The 17103-nt window shown below is 60.3% G+C and carries 12 protein-coding genes; 5 read left to right on the top strand and 7 right to left on the bottom strand.

The window, feature by feature from the left end; translation table 11 throughout:
• From VE23_RS27705 to VE23_RS01665, 5 genes are all read left to right on the top strand, one after another.
• Positions 1-6438: beta strand repeat-containing protein (locus VE23_RS27705; protein WP_084781223.1), on the top strand; the 6438-nt coding region annotated here is incomplete at its 5' end.
• Positions 6439-6577: 139 nt separating this feature from the next.
• On the top strand, positions 6578-6796 hold the full coding sequence (locus VE23_RS01685) for a hypothetical protein (RefSeq protein WP_049867144.1): 219 nt from the start codon (positions 6578-6580) through the stop codon (positions 6794-6796).
• Positions 6797-6841: 45 nt separating this feature from the next.
• Positions 6842-7177 carry a hypothetical protein gene (locus tag VE23_RS01680; RefSeq protein WP_021879121.1) on the top strand — a complete coding sequence of 112 codons (336 nt, stop codon included), beginning with the start codon at positions 6842-6844 and terminating at the stop codon, positions 7175-7177.
• A 726-nt stretch (positions 7178-7903) separates the two neighbouring features.
• On the top strand, positions 7904-8341 hold the full coding sequence (locus tag VE23_RS01670) for a ribonuclease domain-containing protein (protein ID WP_048748334.1): 438 nt from the start codon (positions 7904-7906) through the stop codon (positions 8339-8341).
• Positions 8342-8433: 92 nt separating this feature from the next.
• Complete coding sequence (locus tag VE23_RS01665) at positions 8434-8709, top strand: barstar family protein (protein ID WP_232316765.1); 276 nt, start codon at positions 8434-8436, stop codon at positions 8707-8709.
• 103 nt (positions 8710-8812) lie between these two features.
• On the opposite strand, the gene VE23_RS01660 is transcribed toward VE23_RS01665, so the two are convergent.
• The 7 genes from VE23_RS01660 to VE23_RS01630 all read right to left on the bottom strand — a co-directional run bounded on the left by VE23_RS01660 (position 8813) and on the right by VE23_RS01630 (position 16961).
• Entirely contained in the window at positions 8813-10252 is a 1440-nt protein-coding gene (locus VE23_RS01660) for a flavin-containing monooxygenase (RefSeq protein ID WP_049869597.1), read from the bottom strand.
• 338 nt (positions 10253-10590) lie between these two features.
• The gene (locus tag VE23_RS01655; RefSeq protein ID WP_069202420.1) at positions 10591-11439 is read right to left on the bottom strand and encodes a helix-turn-helix transcriptional regulator; all 849 of its coding nucleotides are present in this window, start codon (positions 11437-11439) and stop codon (positions 10591-10593) included.
• Between the two features lie 79 nt (positions 11440-11518).
• On the bottom strand, positions 11519-12391 hold the full coding sequence (locus tag VE23_RS01650) for a sugar phosphate isomerase/epimerase family protein (RefSeq protein WP_049869596.1): 873 nt from the start codon (positions 12389-12391) through the stop codon (positions 11519-11521).
• Between the two features lie 82 nt (positions 12392-12473).
• Positions 12474-13538, bottom strand: a complete 1065-nt coding sequence (locus VE23_RS01645) for a Gfo/Idh/MocA family protein (RefSeq protein WP_049869595.1) — start codon at positions 13536-13538, stop codon at positions 12474-12476.
• Between the two features lie 70 nt (positions 13539-13608).
• Entirely contained in the window at positions 13609-14781 is a 1173-nt protein-coding gene (locus tag VE23_RS01640) for a Gfo/Idh/MocA family protein (protein ID WP_048748335.1), read from the bottom strand.
• Positions 14782-15113: 332 nt separating this feature from the next.
• Positions 15114-16019: a carbohydrate ABC transporter permease gene (locus VE23_RS01635; protein ID WP_232313183.1), complete on the bottom strand. Its 906-nt coding sequence runs from the start codon at positions 16017-16019 to the stop codon at positions 15114-15116.
• A gap of 75 nt (positions 16020-16094) precedes the next feature.
• Positions 16095-16961: an ABC transporter permease gene (locus VE23_RS01630; protein ID WP_232317046.1), complete on the bottom strand. Its 867-nt coding sequence runs from the start codon at positions 16959-16961 to the stop codon at positions 16095-16097.
• Positions 16962-17103: the final 142 nt, after the last annotated feature.

The raw sequence follows: 17103 nt of genomic DNA, 5'->3' as shown, positions 1-17103 counted from the left end.
ACTGGCGCGACTGGCCCCACTGGAGTTACGGGGGATCCAGGCGTTACCGGGGTTACCGGGGCGACGGGTGTCACTGGGGATCCAGGCGTCACTGGCGCGACTGGCCCCACTGGAGTTACGGGGGATCCAGGCGTTACCGGAGTTACCGGGGCGACGGGTGTCACTGGGGATCCAGGCGTTACCGGAGTTACCGGCGCGACGGGTGTCACTGGGGATCCAGGAGTCACTGGGGCTACTGGGGTAACCGGGGATTTGGGCGCTACAGGCGTTACAGGCGTTACAGGCGTTACAGGCGTTACAGGTGTTACAGGTGTTACAGGCGCGACCGGTGTCACTGGAGATCCAGGCGTCACTGGCGCGACAGGAGTCACCGGAAACTCTGGAACCACTGGAGCTGCTGGTTCAACTGGGGCTACCGGCGCAACGGGCCTTGCTGGTCTTGCGGGAGCAACCGGGGCCACAGGGGCCACTGGAGACCTTGGTGCCACTGGCACTACCGGCCTCACAGGCGGTACCGGATCAACAGGTGCGACTGGCTTTACTGGCGCCACTGGAGCTACCGGATTCACTGGTGCCGATGGAGCTACCGGAACGACTGGCTTCACAGGCGCCACTGGACCAACTGGCGTTACTGGTTTTACAGGTGCCGCCGGCTCTTCTGGTGCAACTGGATTCACGGGTGTCACCGGATCAACTGGTGCGACTGGGTTCACAGGCAGCACTGGACCAACTGGCGTTACTGGACTTACAGGTGCCACCGGCGCAACTGGCGCAAATGGATTCACAGGTGACATCGGATCCACTGGTGCGACTGGGTTCACAGGCAGCACTGGACCAACTGGCGTTACTGGACTTACAGGTGCCACCGGCGCAACTGGCATTACCGGGTTCACTGGTGATACCGGATTGATTGGGCCGACTGGCTTTACAGGGGCCACTGGATCGACTGGGTTCACTGGCCTTACAGGAGCGACTGGAGCTACGGGTGCGAATGGCTCTACAGGTGCGACTGGAACAACAGGTGCGACGGGCTTCACGGGTGACACAGGGCCAACTGGCCTCACCGGCGTCACTGGAACTACCGGTTCGACCGGCTTTACAGGTACCACTGGAACGACTGGTGTCACTGGCCTTACAGGAGCAACCGGACTTAATGGCGCCACTGGGGCCACTGGTTCGACGGGCTTTACAGGTACTACTGGAACGACTGGCTCCACAGGTGCCGCTGGAGCTACCGGTGCCACTGGATTGACAGGTTCCACAGGTGCGACGGGAGCAACTGGCGTGACTGGCTTTACAGGAGCCACTGGCCTTACTGGTGCGACTGGGCTTACTGGCGAGACTGGATTGACTGGTTTTACAGGGGCCACTGGGTTAACTGGGTCGACTGGTTCCACTGGAGCTACCGGTGCGACGGGCTTCACGGGGGCCACCGGAGCTACCGGTGCAACAGGCTTTACAGGTTCCACTGGAGCAACAGGTACCACTGGAGCAACAGGTGCAACAGGCTTTACAGGTTCCACTGGAGCAACAGGTACCACTGGAGCAACAGGTGCAACAGGCGTTACAGGTGCCACTGGAGCAACAGGTGCAACAGGCGTTACAGGTGCCACTGGGTCGACTGGTTCCACTGGAGCTACCGGTGCGACGGGCTTCACGGGGACCACCGGAGCTACCGGCGCGACTGGATTCACAGGGGCCAACGGAGCTACCGGTGCAACGGGCTTTACAGGTGCGACCGGAGCAACTGGCACTACTGGATTTACTGGCAGCACTGGAGCAACTGGCGTGACGGGCTCCACTGGCACCACCGGAGATACTGGTGCGACAGGCTTCACAGGGGCCTCTGGCACAACCGGTGCAACGGGGCCAACTGGAGTAACAGGCTCTACTGGATTTACTGGGGCCACTGGCCTCACTGGCGCCACTGGAACCCCTGGAGCAACCGGTCCTACGGGCTCTACAGGTGCCACTGGCACAACTGGCTCGACGGGCTTCACTGGAGCAACTGGCGCGACGGGTTTCACTGGCGCCACTGGAACAACTGGTGTCACTGGAGCAACCGGTCCTACGGGCTCTACAGGTGCTACTGGCACAACTGGCGCGACGGGCTTCACGGGGGTCACGGGGCCAACTGGCTCGACCGGTCTCACTGGAGCTACCGGTGCGACGGGCTTTACTGGCACCACAGGTGCTACCGGTGTAACGGGCTTCACGGGCAGCACTGGAGCAACTGGAGCGACAGGCTTCACTGGCACGACCGGAGCTACCGGTGTGACGGGCTTTACTGGCACCACCGGAGTAACTGGAGCGACGGGCTTCACTGGCACTACCGGTGCGACCGGCGCAACGGGCTTCACAGGGACCACTGGAACAACCGGTGTAACGGGGCCAACTGGCTCGACCGGCTTTACTGGTGCCACGGGAGCTGCCGGCTCGACGGGCTTTACTGGTGCCACTGGAGCTACCGGTGCGACAGGCTTCACGGGCACCACCGGAGCTGCCGGAGCGACCGGCGCAACAGGCTTCACTGGTACTACCGGTGCGACCGGCGTAACGGGCTTCACAGGCGTCACCGGAGCTGCCGGAGCGACCGGCGCAACGGGCTCTACTGGCACCACCGGTACTACCGGCGCGACAGGCTTCACGGGCACCACCGGTGCTACCGGTGCAACGGGCTTCACGGGCAGCACTGGAGCAACTGGAGCAACTGGAGCGACAGGCTTTACAGGCAGCACCGGAGCGACAGGCGCAACGGGCTCTACTGGCACCACCGGCACCACCGGTACTACCGGCGCGACAGGCTTCACAGGCGTCACCGGAGCTGCCGGAGCAACCGGCTTCACGGGCAGTACTGGAGCAACTGGAGCGACAGGCTTTACAGGCAGCACCGGAGCGACCGGCGCAACGGGCTCTACTGGCACCACCGGTACTACCGGCGCGACAGGCTTCACGGGCACCACCGGTGCTACCGGTGCAACGGGCTTCACGGGCAGCACTGGAGCAACTGGAGCAACTGGAGCGACAGGCTTTACAGGCAGCACCGGAGCGACAGGCGCAACGGGCTCTACTGGCACCACCGGTACTACCGGCGCGACAGGCTTCACGGGCACCACCGGGGCTACCGGCGAAACGGGCTTCACGGGCACCACCGGGGCTACCGGCGTAACGGGCTTCACAGGGACCACGGGAATAACCGGTCTAACGGGGCCAACTGGCTCGACTGGATTTACTGGTGCCACCGGAGCTACCGGTGCGACGGGCTTCACGGGCACCACCGGAGCAACTGGAGCGACGGGCTTCACTGGCACTACCGGTGCGACCGGCGCAACGGGCGTCACCGGAGCGACCGGCGCAACGGGCTTCACGGGCAGCACTGGAGCAACTGGAGCAACTGGAGCAACTGGAGCGACAGGCTTCACGGGCACCAACGGCGCTACCGGTGCGACGGGCTTTACTGGTGCCACCGGAGTAACTGGAGTTACGGGCTTCACGGGGACCGCTGGAACAACCGGTGTAACGGGGACAACTGGCTCGACTGGATTTACTGGTGCCACCGGAGCTACCGGCTCGACTGGATTTACTGGTGCCACTGGATTTACTGGTGCCACTGGAGCTACCGGTGCGACAGGCTTCACGGGCAGCACTGGAGCAACTGGAGCGACAGGCTTCACGGGCATCACTGGGGCTACCGGTGCAACGGGCATCACCGGAGCGACCGGCGCAACGGGCTTCACTGGCACTACCGGAGCGACCGGCGCAACGGGCTTCATTGGCACTACCGGAGCGACCGGCGTAACGGGCTTCACAGGGACCACTGGAACAACCGGTGTAACGGGGCCAACGGGCTCGACTGGATTTACTGGTGCCACCGGAGCTACCGGTGCGACGGGCTTCACGGGCACCACCGGAGCAACTGGAGCGACGGGCTTCACTGGCACTACCGGTGCGACCGGCGCAACGGGATTCACAGGGACTACTGGAACTACCGGTGTAACGGGACCAACTGGCTCGACTGGATTTAATGGTGCCACGGGAGCTACCGGTGCGGCAGGCTTAACAGGCACTAACGGTGCGACTGGCGCAACGGGCTTCACGGGCACCACGGGAGCTACCGGCGCAACGGGCTTCACGGGCACCACCGGTGCTACCGGCGCAACGGGCTTCACGGGCACCACCGGTGCTACCGGCGCAACGGGCTTCACGGGCACTACCGGTGCGACCGGCGCAACGGGAGTCACAGGGACCACTGGAACTACCGGTGTAACGGGACCAACTGGCTCGACTGGATTTACTGGTGCCACAGGAGCTACCGGTGCGACAGGCTTAACAGGCACTAACGGTGCGACTGGCGCAACGGGCTTCACGGGCACCACGGGAGCTACCGGCGCAACGGGCTTCACGGGCACCACCGGTGCTACCGGCGCAACGGGCTTCACGGGCACCACGGGAGCTACCGGCGCAACGGGTTTCACGGGCACCACCGGTGCTACCGGCGCAACGGGCTTTACAGGCACCACCGGTGCTACCGGTGCAACGGGCTTCTCTGGCAGCACTGGAGCAACTGGCGCGACGGGTTTGGCTGGCACCACCGGAGCAACTGGAGCGACGGGCTTCACTGGCACTACCGGTGCGACAGGCGCAACGGGAGTCACAGGGACCACCGGAACAACTGGCTCGACTGGATTTACTGGCACTACGGGAGCTACCGGTGCGACGGGCCTTACAGGAGCTACTGGACCTACTGGGGCGACAGGCTTTACAGGGGCCACTGGAACGACTGGAATAACTGGCCTTACAGGAGCCACTGGAGCAACCGGTGCGACGGGCTTTACAGGTACGACCGGAGCAACTGGCGCGACTGGATTTACCGGGGCTACTGGTCTCACTGGCGTTACTGGAAACACTGGTGTGACTGGAGCAACCGGTCCTACAGGCTTTACAGGTGCAACCGGAGCTACCGGCGCCACTGGATTCACTGGCACTACCGGACATACCGGTGCGACGGGCTTTACAGGAACTACTGGGCCAACCGGTGCGACAGGCTTCACAGGGGCCACTGGAACGACTGGCATATCTGGCCTTACAGGAGCCACTGGAGCAACCGGCGTGACGGGCTTCACAGGGGCCACCGGAGCTACCGGTGCGACAGGCTTCACAGGGGCCACTGGAACAACTGGTGCGACTGGGCCAGCTGGAACTACTGGCTCGACTGGATTTACTGGTGCCACTGGACCTACCGGCGCGACGGGCTCTACAGGTGCGACTGGCTCTACAGGTGCCACTGGCTCTACCGGTGCGACGGGTTTCACTGGCACCACCGGAGCTACTGGTGCGACGGGCATCACCGGTGCTACCGGTGCGACCGGCTTCACAGGGGCCACTGGAACAACTGGTGCGACTGGAGCTACTGGCTCGACTGGATTTACTGGTGCCACTGGCTCTACCGGTGCGACGGGTTTCACTGGCACCACCGGAGCTACTGGTGCGACGGGCATCACCGGTGCTACCGGTGCGACCGGCTTCACAGGGGCCACTGGCTCTACAGGTGCGACGGGCTTTACGGGTGTCACCGGAGCTACCGGCGCGACGGGCTTCACGGGTGCCACCGGAGCATCTGGCGCGACGGGTTTCACGGGTGCCACCGGAGAAAGAGGCGCGAATGGATTCACGGGCACCACCGGAGCTTCAGGCGCGACGGGCTTTACAGGTGCTTCTGGAGCCACTGGTCCGACTGGTCCGACAGGTGCAACAGGCGTCACAAGCGCTACCGGTGCAACCGGCTCAACAGGTGTTACAGGTGCTACAGGAACAACGGGCACTACCGGCGTCACAGGTGCTACTGGGCCTACAGGGGCCACGGGACCAACCGGCTCCACAGGAGCAACTGGCCTAGAGGGTCCGACAGGTGCAACGGGCGTCACCGGAATCACAGGAGCGACCGGCCCTAATATACTGGCTCAAGGGTTTTCGGCGACGCGAGCCCCCACTACAGTGTCTGCGAGTGCACAGCTGACGAACTGGAGCACGCCTTCTCCTTTTTACTCCGGTACCGGATTCAATGCCGCGACGGGAAACTACACCGTTCCGACTACAGGCAGATATTCGATTCTGGCGACCATCACTTACAGCACCACAGCAAGCCTGACCGCGAGTATCGGGGCGTCCGTATCCCCTCAATTCGTCATTATGCGGACATCGCCGACTACAACCAATCTCGTTACGGGGAACTTCCCCGTTCTGGACGTCAACGTTGCCCTGGTCCTCACCCTTAGGGCCATCCTTGGCACCGCCACCGTCACGATGACGGGCGAATTCTCGCTCAATGCCGGTGACGTCATCGGAATTTTCTACGTCGCCAACGGACTGAACGTCAACCTCAATCTCGGGGGAGCCGGCAGTGCCGTAACGACTTGGGCCATACACGAAATGACTTGATTCAAAATTTGCAGCTCTAGGAGCGGTTGACATGGCTTCGGACCCCCCTCCTTCCGTAGAAGATCGGGTTAAACGTCGAGCAAAGTATGAAAACACCATTCATCTGCTTCTCTTTTCCCTCGCCATGGAGGAATTGAGCATGGCGCATATACTGAATGCGGAAGGCGAAAAAATCCAGCATGCGCTTGGCACGCTCCACGGAACCAATCCTTTGGCGCGGACGGTCAAGGATATCTGCGACGTGAACGGCAGCGTGCTGGAAACATTGAAAGAACTGACCAAAAAGGATTTGATCCTTCTCAACAAGCTGGATCGGGTGACTCAAGCATTCATGCAGACGGAAGAAGAACCATTCTGAAGCAGTACGGCGGAAGATATGAGTGTTGACTGGAGGTGGTGATCGGTGTCTCAACCGAACATTCCCGATATAACCCCTGAAATTAGCGTGACCAAAAAAGAGGCTTTGTCCCTGCTGCTCAGTTCAATCGCTATGGAAGAGCTGGCTCTGTCCAATCTCATCAACGCGGAGGCGGACAACATTCTCGCCTTGGCCAGCCTCATCAAGAAAGAAGGATGCCTGCCATCCCGCAGCCTGCAGCAGATTCAACAAAATACGGCTCAGTTCATAGAAGGAATCGTCATCAAGCAATGGCTGGCGTTGAACCGGCTTGACCGGATCATCCATTTGGCGGGGCATGAAGGTACTTGCGAGTGCTGCCACAGCGAAGTCGAAGAATGAATACCGTGCCTGAATCGCCGTTGTCCGCTCTCCTTCCTCCCAAGCCGCTGCAGGAAGCGTTGAATGAATGGCTGCAAGGGTCTCTCGCTCTCCAAAGAGCGGGCGGCCGCTTGCTGAGAGCGGAAAAAGCGGTCCTGAAAGCTTGTGAACAATCCAGCTCCAATCCTCCTTCGGAATCTCTCGTTCGCGGCAGCCGCCGAATCGCTCAATCGGCGAAAGAGCTTAACCGGCTCTTGGCCTCGGCTCGAAGGAGAGCCTCTCTGCTGCAATCCGGAAGCCGCAAGTCCATCCCGGCTGGGCACGAAAGCCGCCGACCCCGATCCGGCGAATCCAGCATGAAGCTGTTTATCAAGCCTATGTCCGTCCCAAGGGAGCTCCCCCCGCCATCCCGCAGCCAAGCCGGCAGGGTGAAAAAACCGAATTCTCATCGTCCAACCTTCTTTGCCCGAAAGCATCTTTTCTTCCCTTAAGGCGGTATAGCTCTTATATCGATGAAGATTTACGCCGCATGCATAGATCTCCTAATAAAAGCCGGGTGATCGACTTGATCCCCGGCAGGCGCTCAAGCGCATTTTCAACAACCGCCACTGGACAGTATGTCCGAGGAGATTGGGACAGGCTGACAGAATCAAACATTGATTTACGAAATCGATAATTCGCCGCCCGTCCATTTCCTGTATAATCCAATTGCACCTATCTTCCCTATCGAAAAGGAGGCATTATGTAATGAAATCAATCGTCAGGCTTTTAGCGTCGGCCGCCCTCGTGCTGGCTCTGCTGCTGGGCAATGTAAGTCCGTTGATCGGACAAGCGGCCCCGGTGGCGGATGCAGCCGTATCCGGACCGACCGATTTTGCCGGCATCATCGCCTACATCAAGGCAAACGGCAAGCTGCCGGCCAACTTCCTGACGAAAAGCCAGGCGACAAGCAAAGGCTGGGTATCCAGCAAATGCAATCTGGCCACAGTAGCACCCGGCTACAGCATCGGCGGAGATGTCTTCTCCAACTATGAAGGCCTGCTTCCTGCCAAGTCGGGGCGCACCTGGCGCGAGGCGGACGCCTATTACACGTCGGGGTGCCGCAACGCTTCACGGGTCCTTTATTCCAATGACGGCCTCTACTACACGACAAGCGACCATTACGCCAGCTTCCAGAAGTGGTGAGCAGCTTAAGGGACTTGCTTTTTCAAGCAAGTCCCTTATTCTTGGAATAGACATGAACCCTCTCCAAGGAGATGAGAAGGCTGGACAATATCTTGCTACTGGACGGCAGCAAGCTGGCGACGATCGAAGCTTTTCACGAAGCGCTTAGCCGCGGGCTGCACTTCCCCGATTATTATGGCCGCAATTTGGATGCCCTTTACGATTGCCTGACGGATTATGACGGTTCCCCGCTGACCATTCATTGGACTTTCATCGAAGACAGCCTCAAGCTGCTTGGCGAACGCACGACATCCGCCCTGCTCTCCGTATTCAAGGATGCCGCAGCCCGCAACCCCAGCTTGATTTTCTCCACTCCCGACTCGAACTAAAAATACCGGAGGCCTGCCGAAAACCTCGGCAGGCCTAGCAGGCTTCCATCTATCGGCTTGGTTATTTCCACGCGCATCCGTTCCTTTCCGCATATCTGTCCATTCAGCCGCCATCTGCAGCAACCTCTGCAGCAGCCGGCCAATGTCCGGCGAATTCCTGCTCGTCATAAGCGTAAAAGCTGGCCAGAATCGGCTTGCGGTCATCGAGAAACAGCTGGCTCGACACGGCGGATACAAGCTTGGGAATCGCATAACGCATGCCCGAAAGGGCCGAAGCCGACAATCCGCAGCTGATCATCGCAGAGTAATTGAACGTAAACAGTCCATGTAGCAGGCTGTCCCCCTCTTCGGTTCGGCTCGTGAAGGCGAAGCCTGGCGTCAAGTAAGGATGGGCGTCAAGCACAGAGCTGGAGATGGGCTCCGGAGCGTCGTACCGGTCCTTCCAGCGGGCGATATGCTTTTCCACCAGCTTCAGCTCCGGACGCAGCGCCGGATCGGTCAGCAAGCCGGTGCTGACGAGCAGGAAGTCGTAGGCGAAGCTTCCTGCAGGCGTCGTTACGACCGCCTGCCCCCCCTCCTCCCTGACAGCCAGCCATGGCGCTCCCAGATGGAGGCTGAAGCCCGGCCAGGCGCACGCCCGCTGGAAGGTGTCGTTGGTCGGAGGCTGATTGTGACGGAAGAAATGCGCCATCGCCTCGTATTTCTCTTCATCGGAGAGGATGTGGAAATGCTCGATCATGCCTGAATACTCCATCTGGCGAATCGGATTGATCCGAGGCAGCTCGCTGCGCCGGACGAATACATGCGCAGCCGCGGCTCCTTGAGCAAGCGCATGGTTGGCGTTGTCGAACGCCGATGCTCCCCCTCCCAGCACAGCGATCCTCTTCCCGGCAAGCCTGGAGAAATCGATCGGCTCCGAAGTATGGGCATATAGGCTGCGGGATACGTTGTCGGCCACGATGCCGGGAACATGCCACTCTCCGCCCCCCTGAATGCCGGTAGCCAGAACGACCTTTCGCGCCAGCAGATGCGGGGATGAAGGCTCGGAGCCTTCCACATGAAGGCGATGGATGCCGCCCGGAAGCGGCTCGATCAGCTTCAGCCTGGCATCGTTCCGAACAGGCAGCGCGAGGATGCGGCGATACCATCGCAAATATTCCATCCATTCGCCGCGCGGAATTTTGTCCACTGCCTCCCAGCCTTCCTCTCCGTGCTGCGATTCCCACCAGGAGCGGAAGGTCAGGGAAGGGATGCCGAGATCGATGGAAGTCAGATGCTTGGGCGTCCTAAGCGTGACCATTCGGGCATAGGTTGCCCAAGGCCCCTCCCAACCCTCCGCATTCTCGTCGATGACAAGAATGTTGGACACTCTCTCCCGCAGCAGGCCGAAGGCGGTGCCGAGCCCGCTTTGGCCGGCGCCGACGATGACAACATCATAGACGTGCCCATCCGGATGCACGCGGGGACGAACCCAATCCTTTCCACCAAAAGCAATATAGGCAAGATCTTTGCGGACGCGCGCGTTCAGTTCCTCTAGGCTCATGGCAGCATTCATACCTTTCCGGACGCGATGGCATCCTTGCATGACCGTTCATCAAAGGAATCAGCGGATAGAAGGAGAGATTTCGCGACAATATGCGGCCAACCGCTCCTCATCAGCTCCTTCGAAATTGTTTATAGGTTATATTTTATGACCTGCTGTGTAAATATAGAGCTCTGCATCTTGTAATCCGCTTTTCGGATTTTGTGCAGCGTAACGATTTTCCCCGCCTTCTCCCCGAACGGCCCTTTTCTCCCTCTCGCCCTTCCATTCCGCTTGAAATAAAAAAGCATCTCCGGAGCGACAGGAGATCGCTTCGGAGATGCTTCTTGCGGCCGGCTTCACATCCCCGGAAGGCTGCGCCGGTACTTGTCGGCAGACATGCCGACCGTCTGCTTGAACAGACGGCTGAAATGGGCCGGATGCTTGAACCCGACGCGGAAGCCCGCTTCCGTAACGGAAATGTCCGGTTCCAGCAGAAAAAGCACCCTGGCCTGGTTGACGCGCTGCTTGTAGATGTACTCGAACAGCTGCACGCCGGTAACTTCCTTGAACGTTCTGGACAGGTAGGAACGGCTCAGATGCAGCTCGCTCTGAAGCCGCTCCAGCGTCAGCTCCTCGGAAAGATGTCCGCCGATATAGTCCATGATATCCTGCGCGATCTGCTCCTTGTCCCTCGACCGTTCCGGCGCCAGATTCATCGGCTCCCGGCATCGCTCGTAGATGAACCCGAGCAGATCCTCGAACGCCAGCTTCATCCGGTACAGGCCGGAAGCATCGCCCTGCTTCTTGAAGCGGTCCATCCGGGCCAGAATCTGCTCCGCTTCTTCCCTATGCTCTCCCCGCAGAGACAGCCGATAGTTGCGGAGCTCCTCGAACGGCCGCATGACGGGAAGCTGCGCCCCGGAAGGCGAGGCGGCCCGGAGCGGATCGGGGTAGAAATGAATGATGCTCCGCACGTAAGGACGGCTCGGATCGACCTTGGGCCTGTGCAGGGTCATGCCGTACATGAGCAGCATGTCGCCCGGCTCCAGGCGATAAATGCGGCTACCGATCAGATACGTGCAATCCCCTTCATGGAAGAAATAAATCTCATAGTAGGGATGAGAATGGAAATCCTGCATGACCTGCCCATCCTCGCGAAAGGTATAATCGAGCAGGCCGGCAGGATATCCGCCGCTTCCGGACATGCATGCCACATCCTCTCCATGGCTCACGGCCATGGGTTCAGCATACCATCGTCCATCCGTTCTGATAAGAGAGCACCTGTCAGGCTCCCGACGCGGCACCGCTCGTCTCCAGCAGCTCGCGCATATAGCGCGAGTATTGCTCCAGCATTTCCGGCGAGCTGTATTGCCCGCTGAAATCCTCCACCCCGATGAAACCGTCGTAGCCGACGGCGACGAGGTCGGAGACAACTTCCCTCCAGCGGACGACTCCGCCTTTCATGCCCGTCCAGCCGCTGTTCCACCGTACGCTTCCATCGGCATCGGCCGTCGATGTCCACCCGGCATTTTTCATATGCACATGAGCCAAATAGGGTCCGAGCATCTCCATGCCCATGCGGTGGTTCTCGTAGCCTTCATGGACCATGTTGCCGGGATCGTAGAGGACGCCGACGGCATCGGCGTCCAGCCCTTCGCACAGCCGGATGGCAGCCGAAGCGCTCGGGGCGATCGTCCCGTGATGGGTCTCGATCAGGCCTTTGACTCCATATTGCCTGCACAGGCCGGAAGCTTCGCGCAGGTAGATCCTCTGCAGGCCGAACAGCTCGCCGAAAGGTCTCGACCGGTCGTAGCCGTGAACGCCGAGACGGATATAATCCGCTCCGAGCTCCTTCGCCGCAGCCAGCACCTGCTCCGTCCCTTCCAGATCGCCCGCTTGCAGATAAGGCGTCAGGCTTATGGACTTCAGTCCTTCCTTCTCCGCTGCGCTTCGGAACCGGGCCAGCACGCCGGCATCTGCGCTCTGCGGCACCGTAGCCAGATTGTTGCCCCAGAAGGAGGGCTTCTCTTGCCCGACAGCTGCGGGAGTATCCTTGCAGCGCCATTCTATCCCCTGCAGGCCTGCCTTGCGGGCGGCTGCGGCAAGCTCCTCCGGATGAAGCTCCGGCGTTGCCACCGTAAATACGGACAGCTGAATCGTCATGGTCGATATGGCCTCCGATCTGTCATCTGAATTATTTCCGCCTCCAGGAAGCAGTCTCCTCATTCAAGGCGGAGCTTCAATTGAATTCGCCGATCCTTGTCGCTGCCGCTTGCGCCAGCAGGCACAGCTCCGCCGCCTTGAACGCATGCTCCTGCGTCATGGCCTTCTCCGTCCGGTTCAGGACATCGAGAATCAGGCTGCCGAAAAACGGATACCCGACCTTGCCGGACAGCTCCATATGATGCTCTCCCTCGCCGTTCACGAGATAGAGATGATCCCCCTGCGGGGAACGGGCGATATCCACGTACTTGCGCAGCTCGATATAACCCTCCGTGCCGAGGATGACCGTGCGGCCGTCCCCCCATGTCGAGAGGCCTGCCGGCGTCAGCCAGTCGACCCGGAAGTAATGGCTGGCTCCGTTGTCGCCCAGCAGGCTGGCGTCGCCGAAATCCTCCAGCTCGGGATAGTCTGGATGGTGGTAATTGCCCACCTTGCTGTGAAGCACCCGGGCATCGCGGCAGCCGGCAAAATGAAGGAACTGCTCGATCTGATGGCTGCCGATATCGCACAGGATGCCTCCATACCGCTGCCGGTCGAAAAACCAGTCCGGCCGCGACGGCGCATTGAGCCGATGCGGGCCGGTGCCCATCACCTGCACGACCCGTCCGACGGCTCCGTCGGCGATAAGCTCTCCGGCGAATACGGCGCTCTCCACATGCAGCCTTTCGCTGAAATAAACGGCATACTTGCGGCCGGTCTCGGCGGCGCAGCGACGGGCTTCCTCCAGCTGCGAGAGCTCCGTGAACGGCGTTTTGTCCGTAAAATAATCCTTGCCATGCCGCATGACCTTGACGCCGAGCGGTCCGCGCTCGTTCGGCACGGCGGCTGCCGCGACGAGATGCAGCTCCGGATCCTGAAGAACTTCTTCCAGGGATCCGGCAATGGCCGCGCCCGGGTAGCGGGAGGCAAACGCGGCTGCCCGATCGTAATCGGCATCATAGACCGACTTCAGCGTGCCGCCTGCTTCGATCAGTCCGTTGCACATGCCGTAAATATGGCCATGGTCGAGGCAGACAGCGGCGAACACGAATTCCCCCCTGCCGACGACGGGACTCGGCTTCCCTTGCGGGGCATAATTCATGCCGTCCTTGCTCACTTGCGGTTCCCCCTTTCATCCGCAGCGTCAATCGCCGCGACAATGATTGAATGATCTAATGAGTGCCCTTCACATCCAGCGTACGGCCTGCAGCCGCTTGGTCCTTGCCGGCAGTCGAAGCCGCGATGCGGGCCTGCAGCTCACGGTAATACTGCTCGTCATCCAGCGGCAGCTCCACCCAGCCGTCCGTCCAGGCGGACAGGAGCATGGCGTTGGCAAGCGCCAAGCCTTTGATCCCTTCCTCTCCAGGCGACTCCAGCGGGGCGCGTCCGGCGATGGCATCGACCCAGTTGCGGGTCACGGCCCGGTGCTGATTGGGCTCGCCGCCTGGCACCGGGACATCGATCCGCCATGTCTCCGGGCTGCCGAAGCCTCCGGCGTACGTCCGGTTGAACTCGCTCTCCGGCGTTCGGAGACGCCAGAACGTCAGCTTGCCGTCCTCGGCGACCAGCTTGCCGCGGTCGCCGGTAATCTCGAGCCGGTTCGTGCCGGGCGCATCGACGGTCGACGTAATGAACACTCCGGTCGCTCCGTTGGGGTATTCGGCGTAAGCGGTAACATCGTTCTCCACTTCAATGTCCCGATGCTTGCCGAAGCCGCAGAAAGCACGGATCCGGGTCGGCATGAGGCCGGTGACCCACTGCCACAGATCGAGGTTATGGGGCGATTGGTTCATCAGGACGCCTCCGCCCTCGCCTTCCCAGGTCGCTCTCCAGCCGCCGCTGTCGTAATAGCTTTGGGAACGGTACCAATCCGTGACGATCCAATTGATGCGCCTGACGTCGCCGAGCTCTCCGGTTTGGATCAGCTCTCGCATTTTGCGGTAAAGAGGGTTCGTCCGCTGATTGAACATGATGCCGAACACCCGGCCGCTGGCCGCGGCAGCCTCGTTCATGATCTTGACCTGCTTCGTATACACGCCGGCCGGCTTCTCCACAAGCACATGCAGTCCCGCTTGGAGGGCGGCTATCGTTTCTTCGGGATGGGAATAATGCGGCGTGCAGATCAGGACGCCGTCCACCTCGCCGGAATCGAACATCTCCCTGGCGCTTGTGTACGTCTTGACGGAGTCGCCGAAGGCGGCCTTCGCCCAGGAAAGCCTTTCCTCCCGGACATCCGATACGGCAGCCAGCACGCCTCCCGGCACTTCGCCCGCCGCCAGATACGCGGCATGGCCCGAGCCCATATTGCCGAGCCCGACAATTCCGATTCTCAGCTCAGTCGTCATTTGAATGCCTCCCCATGCTTCGGTTCCGCCCGCCTGTTGGCGGGTATGCCGTGATTGTATCATGGCAGCGGTTGCAGCTCTTGACCGAGATGGACCGATTATCGCTTTCATTTGACTCTCGTTGCACAATACAGGCCCAAGACTCCATTCCGCTGCGTCTGCTCCCCTCTGAGATAAGGCTGTCGCTGTCCAACCGAGCAGGAGCTTCCCCCCCTCATCCATCCACATAAAAAGCAGCGGCTCCGGACATGAACTCATCCGATTGCCGCTGCTTGTTGGCTTGGAAAAGGTCTCCCCTTCCTGAAAATCCATCGGACAGGCCATTGCCGGCGTCAGCCTTTCACGCCGCCGACGGTCATGCCTTTGACAAAGTATTTCTGCAGGAAAGGATACACGATGATCATCGGCAGGCTGGCCACGATCGTCATCGTCGCGCGGATGGAGCTCGGCGTGACGAAGTTCGAGCTTGAGTTCGCGCTGTTGGCGAATGCCGACGCCGACGTCATCGAGGAGTTCGAATTGGAGTTGGCCAGCATCTTCATCAGCTCGTACTGGAGCGTGCTGAGATTCACTTTCTCGGAGTTGTAGAGGAACACATCGAACCACGAGTTCCACTGGTAGACGCCGGTGAAGAGCGCGACCGTCGCGAGCGCCGGAAGGGCGAGCGGAACGACGATCTGGATGAAGGTGCGGAACTCTCCGGCGCCGTCGATCCGGGCGGACTCGATGATGCCGTCGGGAAGCCCTTCGATGAAGGAGCGGATGACGATCATATTGAAGACGCCGATGATGCCGGGCACGATGTACACCCAGAAGGTGCCGATCAGGTCCAGATCCCTCATCAGCAGGTAGTTCGGAATGAGGCCCCCGTTCAGATACATCGTCAGGATGAACATGATCGTAACGAACTTGCGGAGAACGAATTCCGGACGGCTGATCGTATAGGCCACCATCGCCGAGCAGAAGACGGTGACGACCGTTCCGATCACCGTGCGCAGGATCGAGATCAGCGTCGCGTGGAAGATCGTCGCTTCCTTGAAGACGTACTTGTAGTTGTCGAAGCTCAGGTCCCGCGGCAGCAAGTAGATGCCGCCCTTGATGGAATCGTTCGCGTCGTTCAGCGACACGGCCAGCGTGTTGATGAACGGATAGAGCGTGAAGACGACGAGCAGCGACAGCACCAGGACGTTGAGCGTATCGAAGATGCGGTCTCCCGGAGATTGGAACCGCTTATGCATTTTCTTGGGCTGCTGCGGCTGGGGAGCCGGTTCAGCGGCAGGCCGGACCGTATTTGCCATGATCCATCACTCCTTCTAGAACAGTCTCTGCTCGCCGAACCGCTTGGCCATGGAGTTGGCGGTGAACAGCAGGATGAAGCTGACGACGGTTTTGAAGATGCCCGCAGCCGTCGCGAGCGAGAAGTTGCCCATCGAGATGCCGTATTTGAGCACGAAGATCTCGAGGTTTTCGGAATAGTCGGCATTCATGCCGTTGCCCATCAGGTATTGGGGCTCGAAGCCTGTCTCCAGGATGCTGCCGAGGTTCATGATCAGCAGGATGACGATGACCGGCTTCAGTCCGGGAAGAGTGATATGGAGAATGCGCTGGAGCCTGCTCGCTCCGTCGATCTCAGCCGCCTCGTACTGCGACGGATCGATCATCGTCATGGCGGCGAGGTACACGATCGTATTCCAGCCCACGTCCTTCCATACCTCGGATGTGCCGAGAATGCCCCAGAAATAATGGCCGACGCCGAGCCACATGATCGGCTGGTCGATGATATGAAGCCGCATCAGCACTTCGTTGACGATGCCTCCTTCATCGATGGACAGCGCCGTGGAGATGATGTTGGCCGCCACGACCCAGGAGATGAAGTGGGGAAGATAGCTGATCGTCTGCACGGCCCGCTTGAAGAAAGCGACGCGGACTTCGTTCAGGAGAATGGCCAGTACGATCGCGGTGACGAACCCCAGCACGAGCTTGATGACGGCTTGGACAAGCGTGTTGCGGAGCACCCGGATGAAGGTATCGTCCGAGAAAAGGAAGCGGAACTGCTCCAGCCCGACCCATTCCTGCTGGAACATGGTCAGATTGGGGCGATAATGCTGGAAGGCGATGAGCCAGCCCCACAGCGGCACGTATTTGAAAATGAAGATCCAGATGACGAAAGGCACCGACATGAAAATGAGCGTTTTCTGCTTGAGAAGCGTCTTGAACCATCGATTCAGGGCGCTGGGCTCTGCGGCCCGCGGCGCCGGGACGGCGGTTTGATCCCGCATCGTATCTCTCCTCTCCTATCCAACAAGGCACCCAACGTGCAGG

The organism is Paenibacillus sp. D9, from assembly GCF_001188365.1.
Classification (GTDB): domain Bacteria; phylum Bacillota; class Bacilli; order Paenibacillales; family Paenibacillaceae; genus Paenibacillus_O; species Paenibacillus_O humicus.
The sequence above is the reverse complement of the archived record's forward strand: the minus strand, read 5'-3'. Positions and strand labels throughout refer to the sequence as shown.

Excerpts from the sequence above, each read along its gene's own strand:
- VE23_RS01685 (WP_049867144.1), top strand. The coding sequence starts at position 6,578 with ATGGCGCATATACTGAATGCGGAAGGCGAAAAAATCCAGCATGCGCTT.
- VE23_RS01670 (WP_048748334.1), top strand. The coding sequence starts at position 7,904 with ATGAAATCAATCGTCAGGCTTTTAGCGTCGGCCGCCCTCGTGCTGGCT.
- VE23_RS01630 (WP_232317046.1), bottom strand. The coding sequence starts at position 16,961 with ATGTCGGTGCCTTTCGTCATCTGGATCTTCATTTTCAAATACGTGCCG.
- VE23_RS01640 (WP_048748335.1), bottom strand. The coding sequence starts at position 14,781 with ATGACGACTGAGCTGAGAATCGGAATTGTCGGGCTCGGCAATATGGGC.
- VE23_RS01635 (WP_232313183.1), bottom strand. The coding sequence starts at position 16,019 with ATGCATAAGCGGTTCCAATCTCCGGGAGACCGCATCTTCGATACGCTC.
- VE23_RS01660 (WP_049869597.1), bottom strand. The coding sequence starts at position 10,252 with ATGAGCCTAGAGGAACTGAACGCGCGCGTCCGCAAAGATCTTGCCTAT.
- VE23_RS01645 (WP_049869595.1), bottom strand. The coding sequence starts at position 13,538 with ATGAATTATGCCCCGCAAGGGAAGCCGAGTCCCGTCGTCGGCAGGGGG.
- VE23_RS01655 (WP_069202420.1), bottom strand. The coding sequence starts at position 11,439 with ATGTCCGGAAGCGGCGGATATCCTGCCGGCCTGCTCGATTATACCTTT.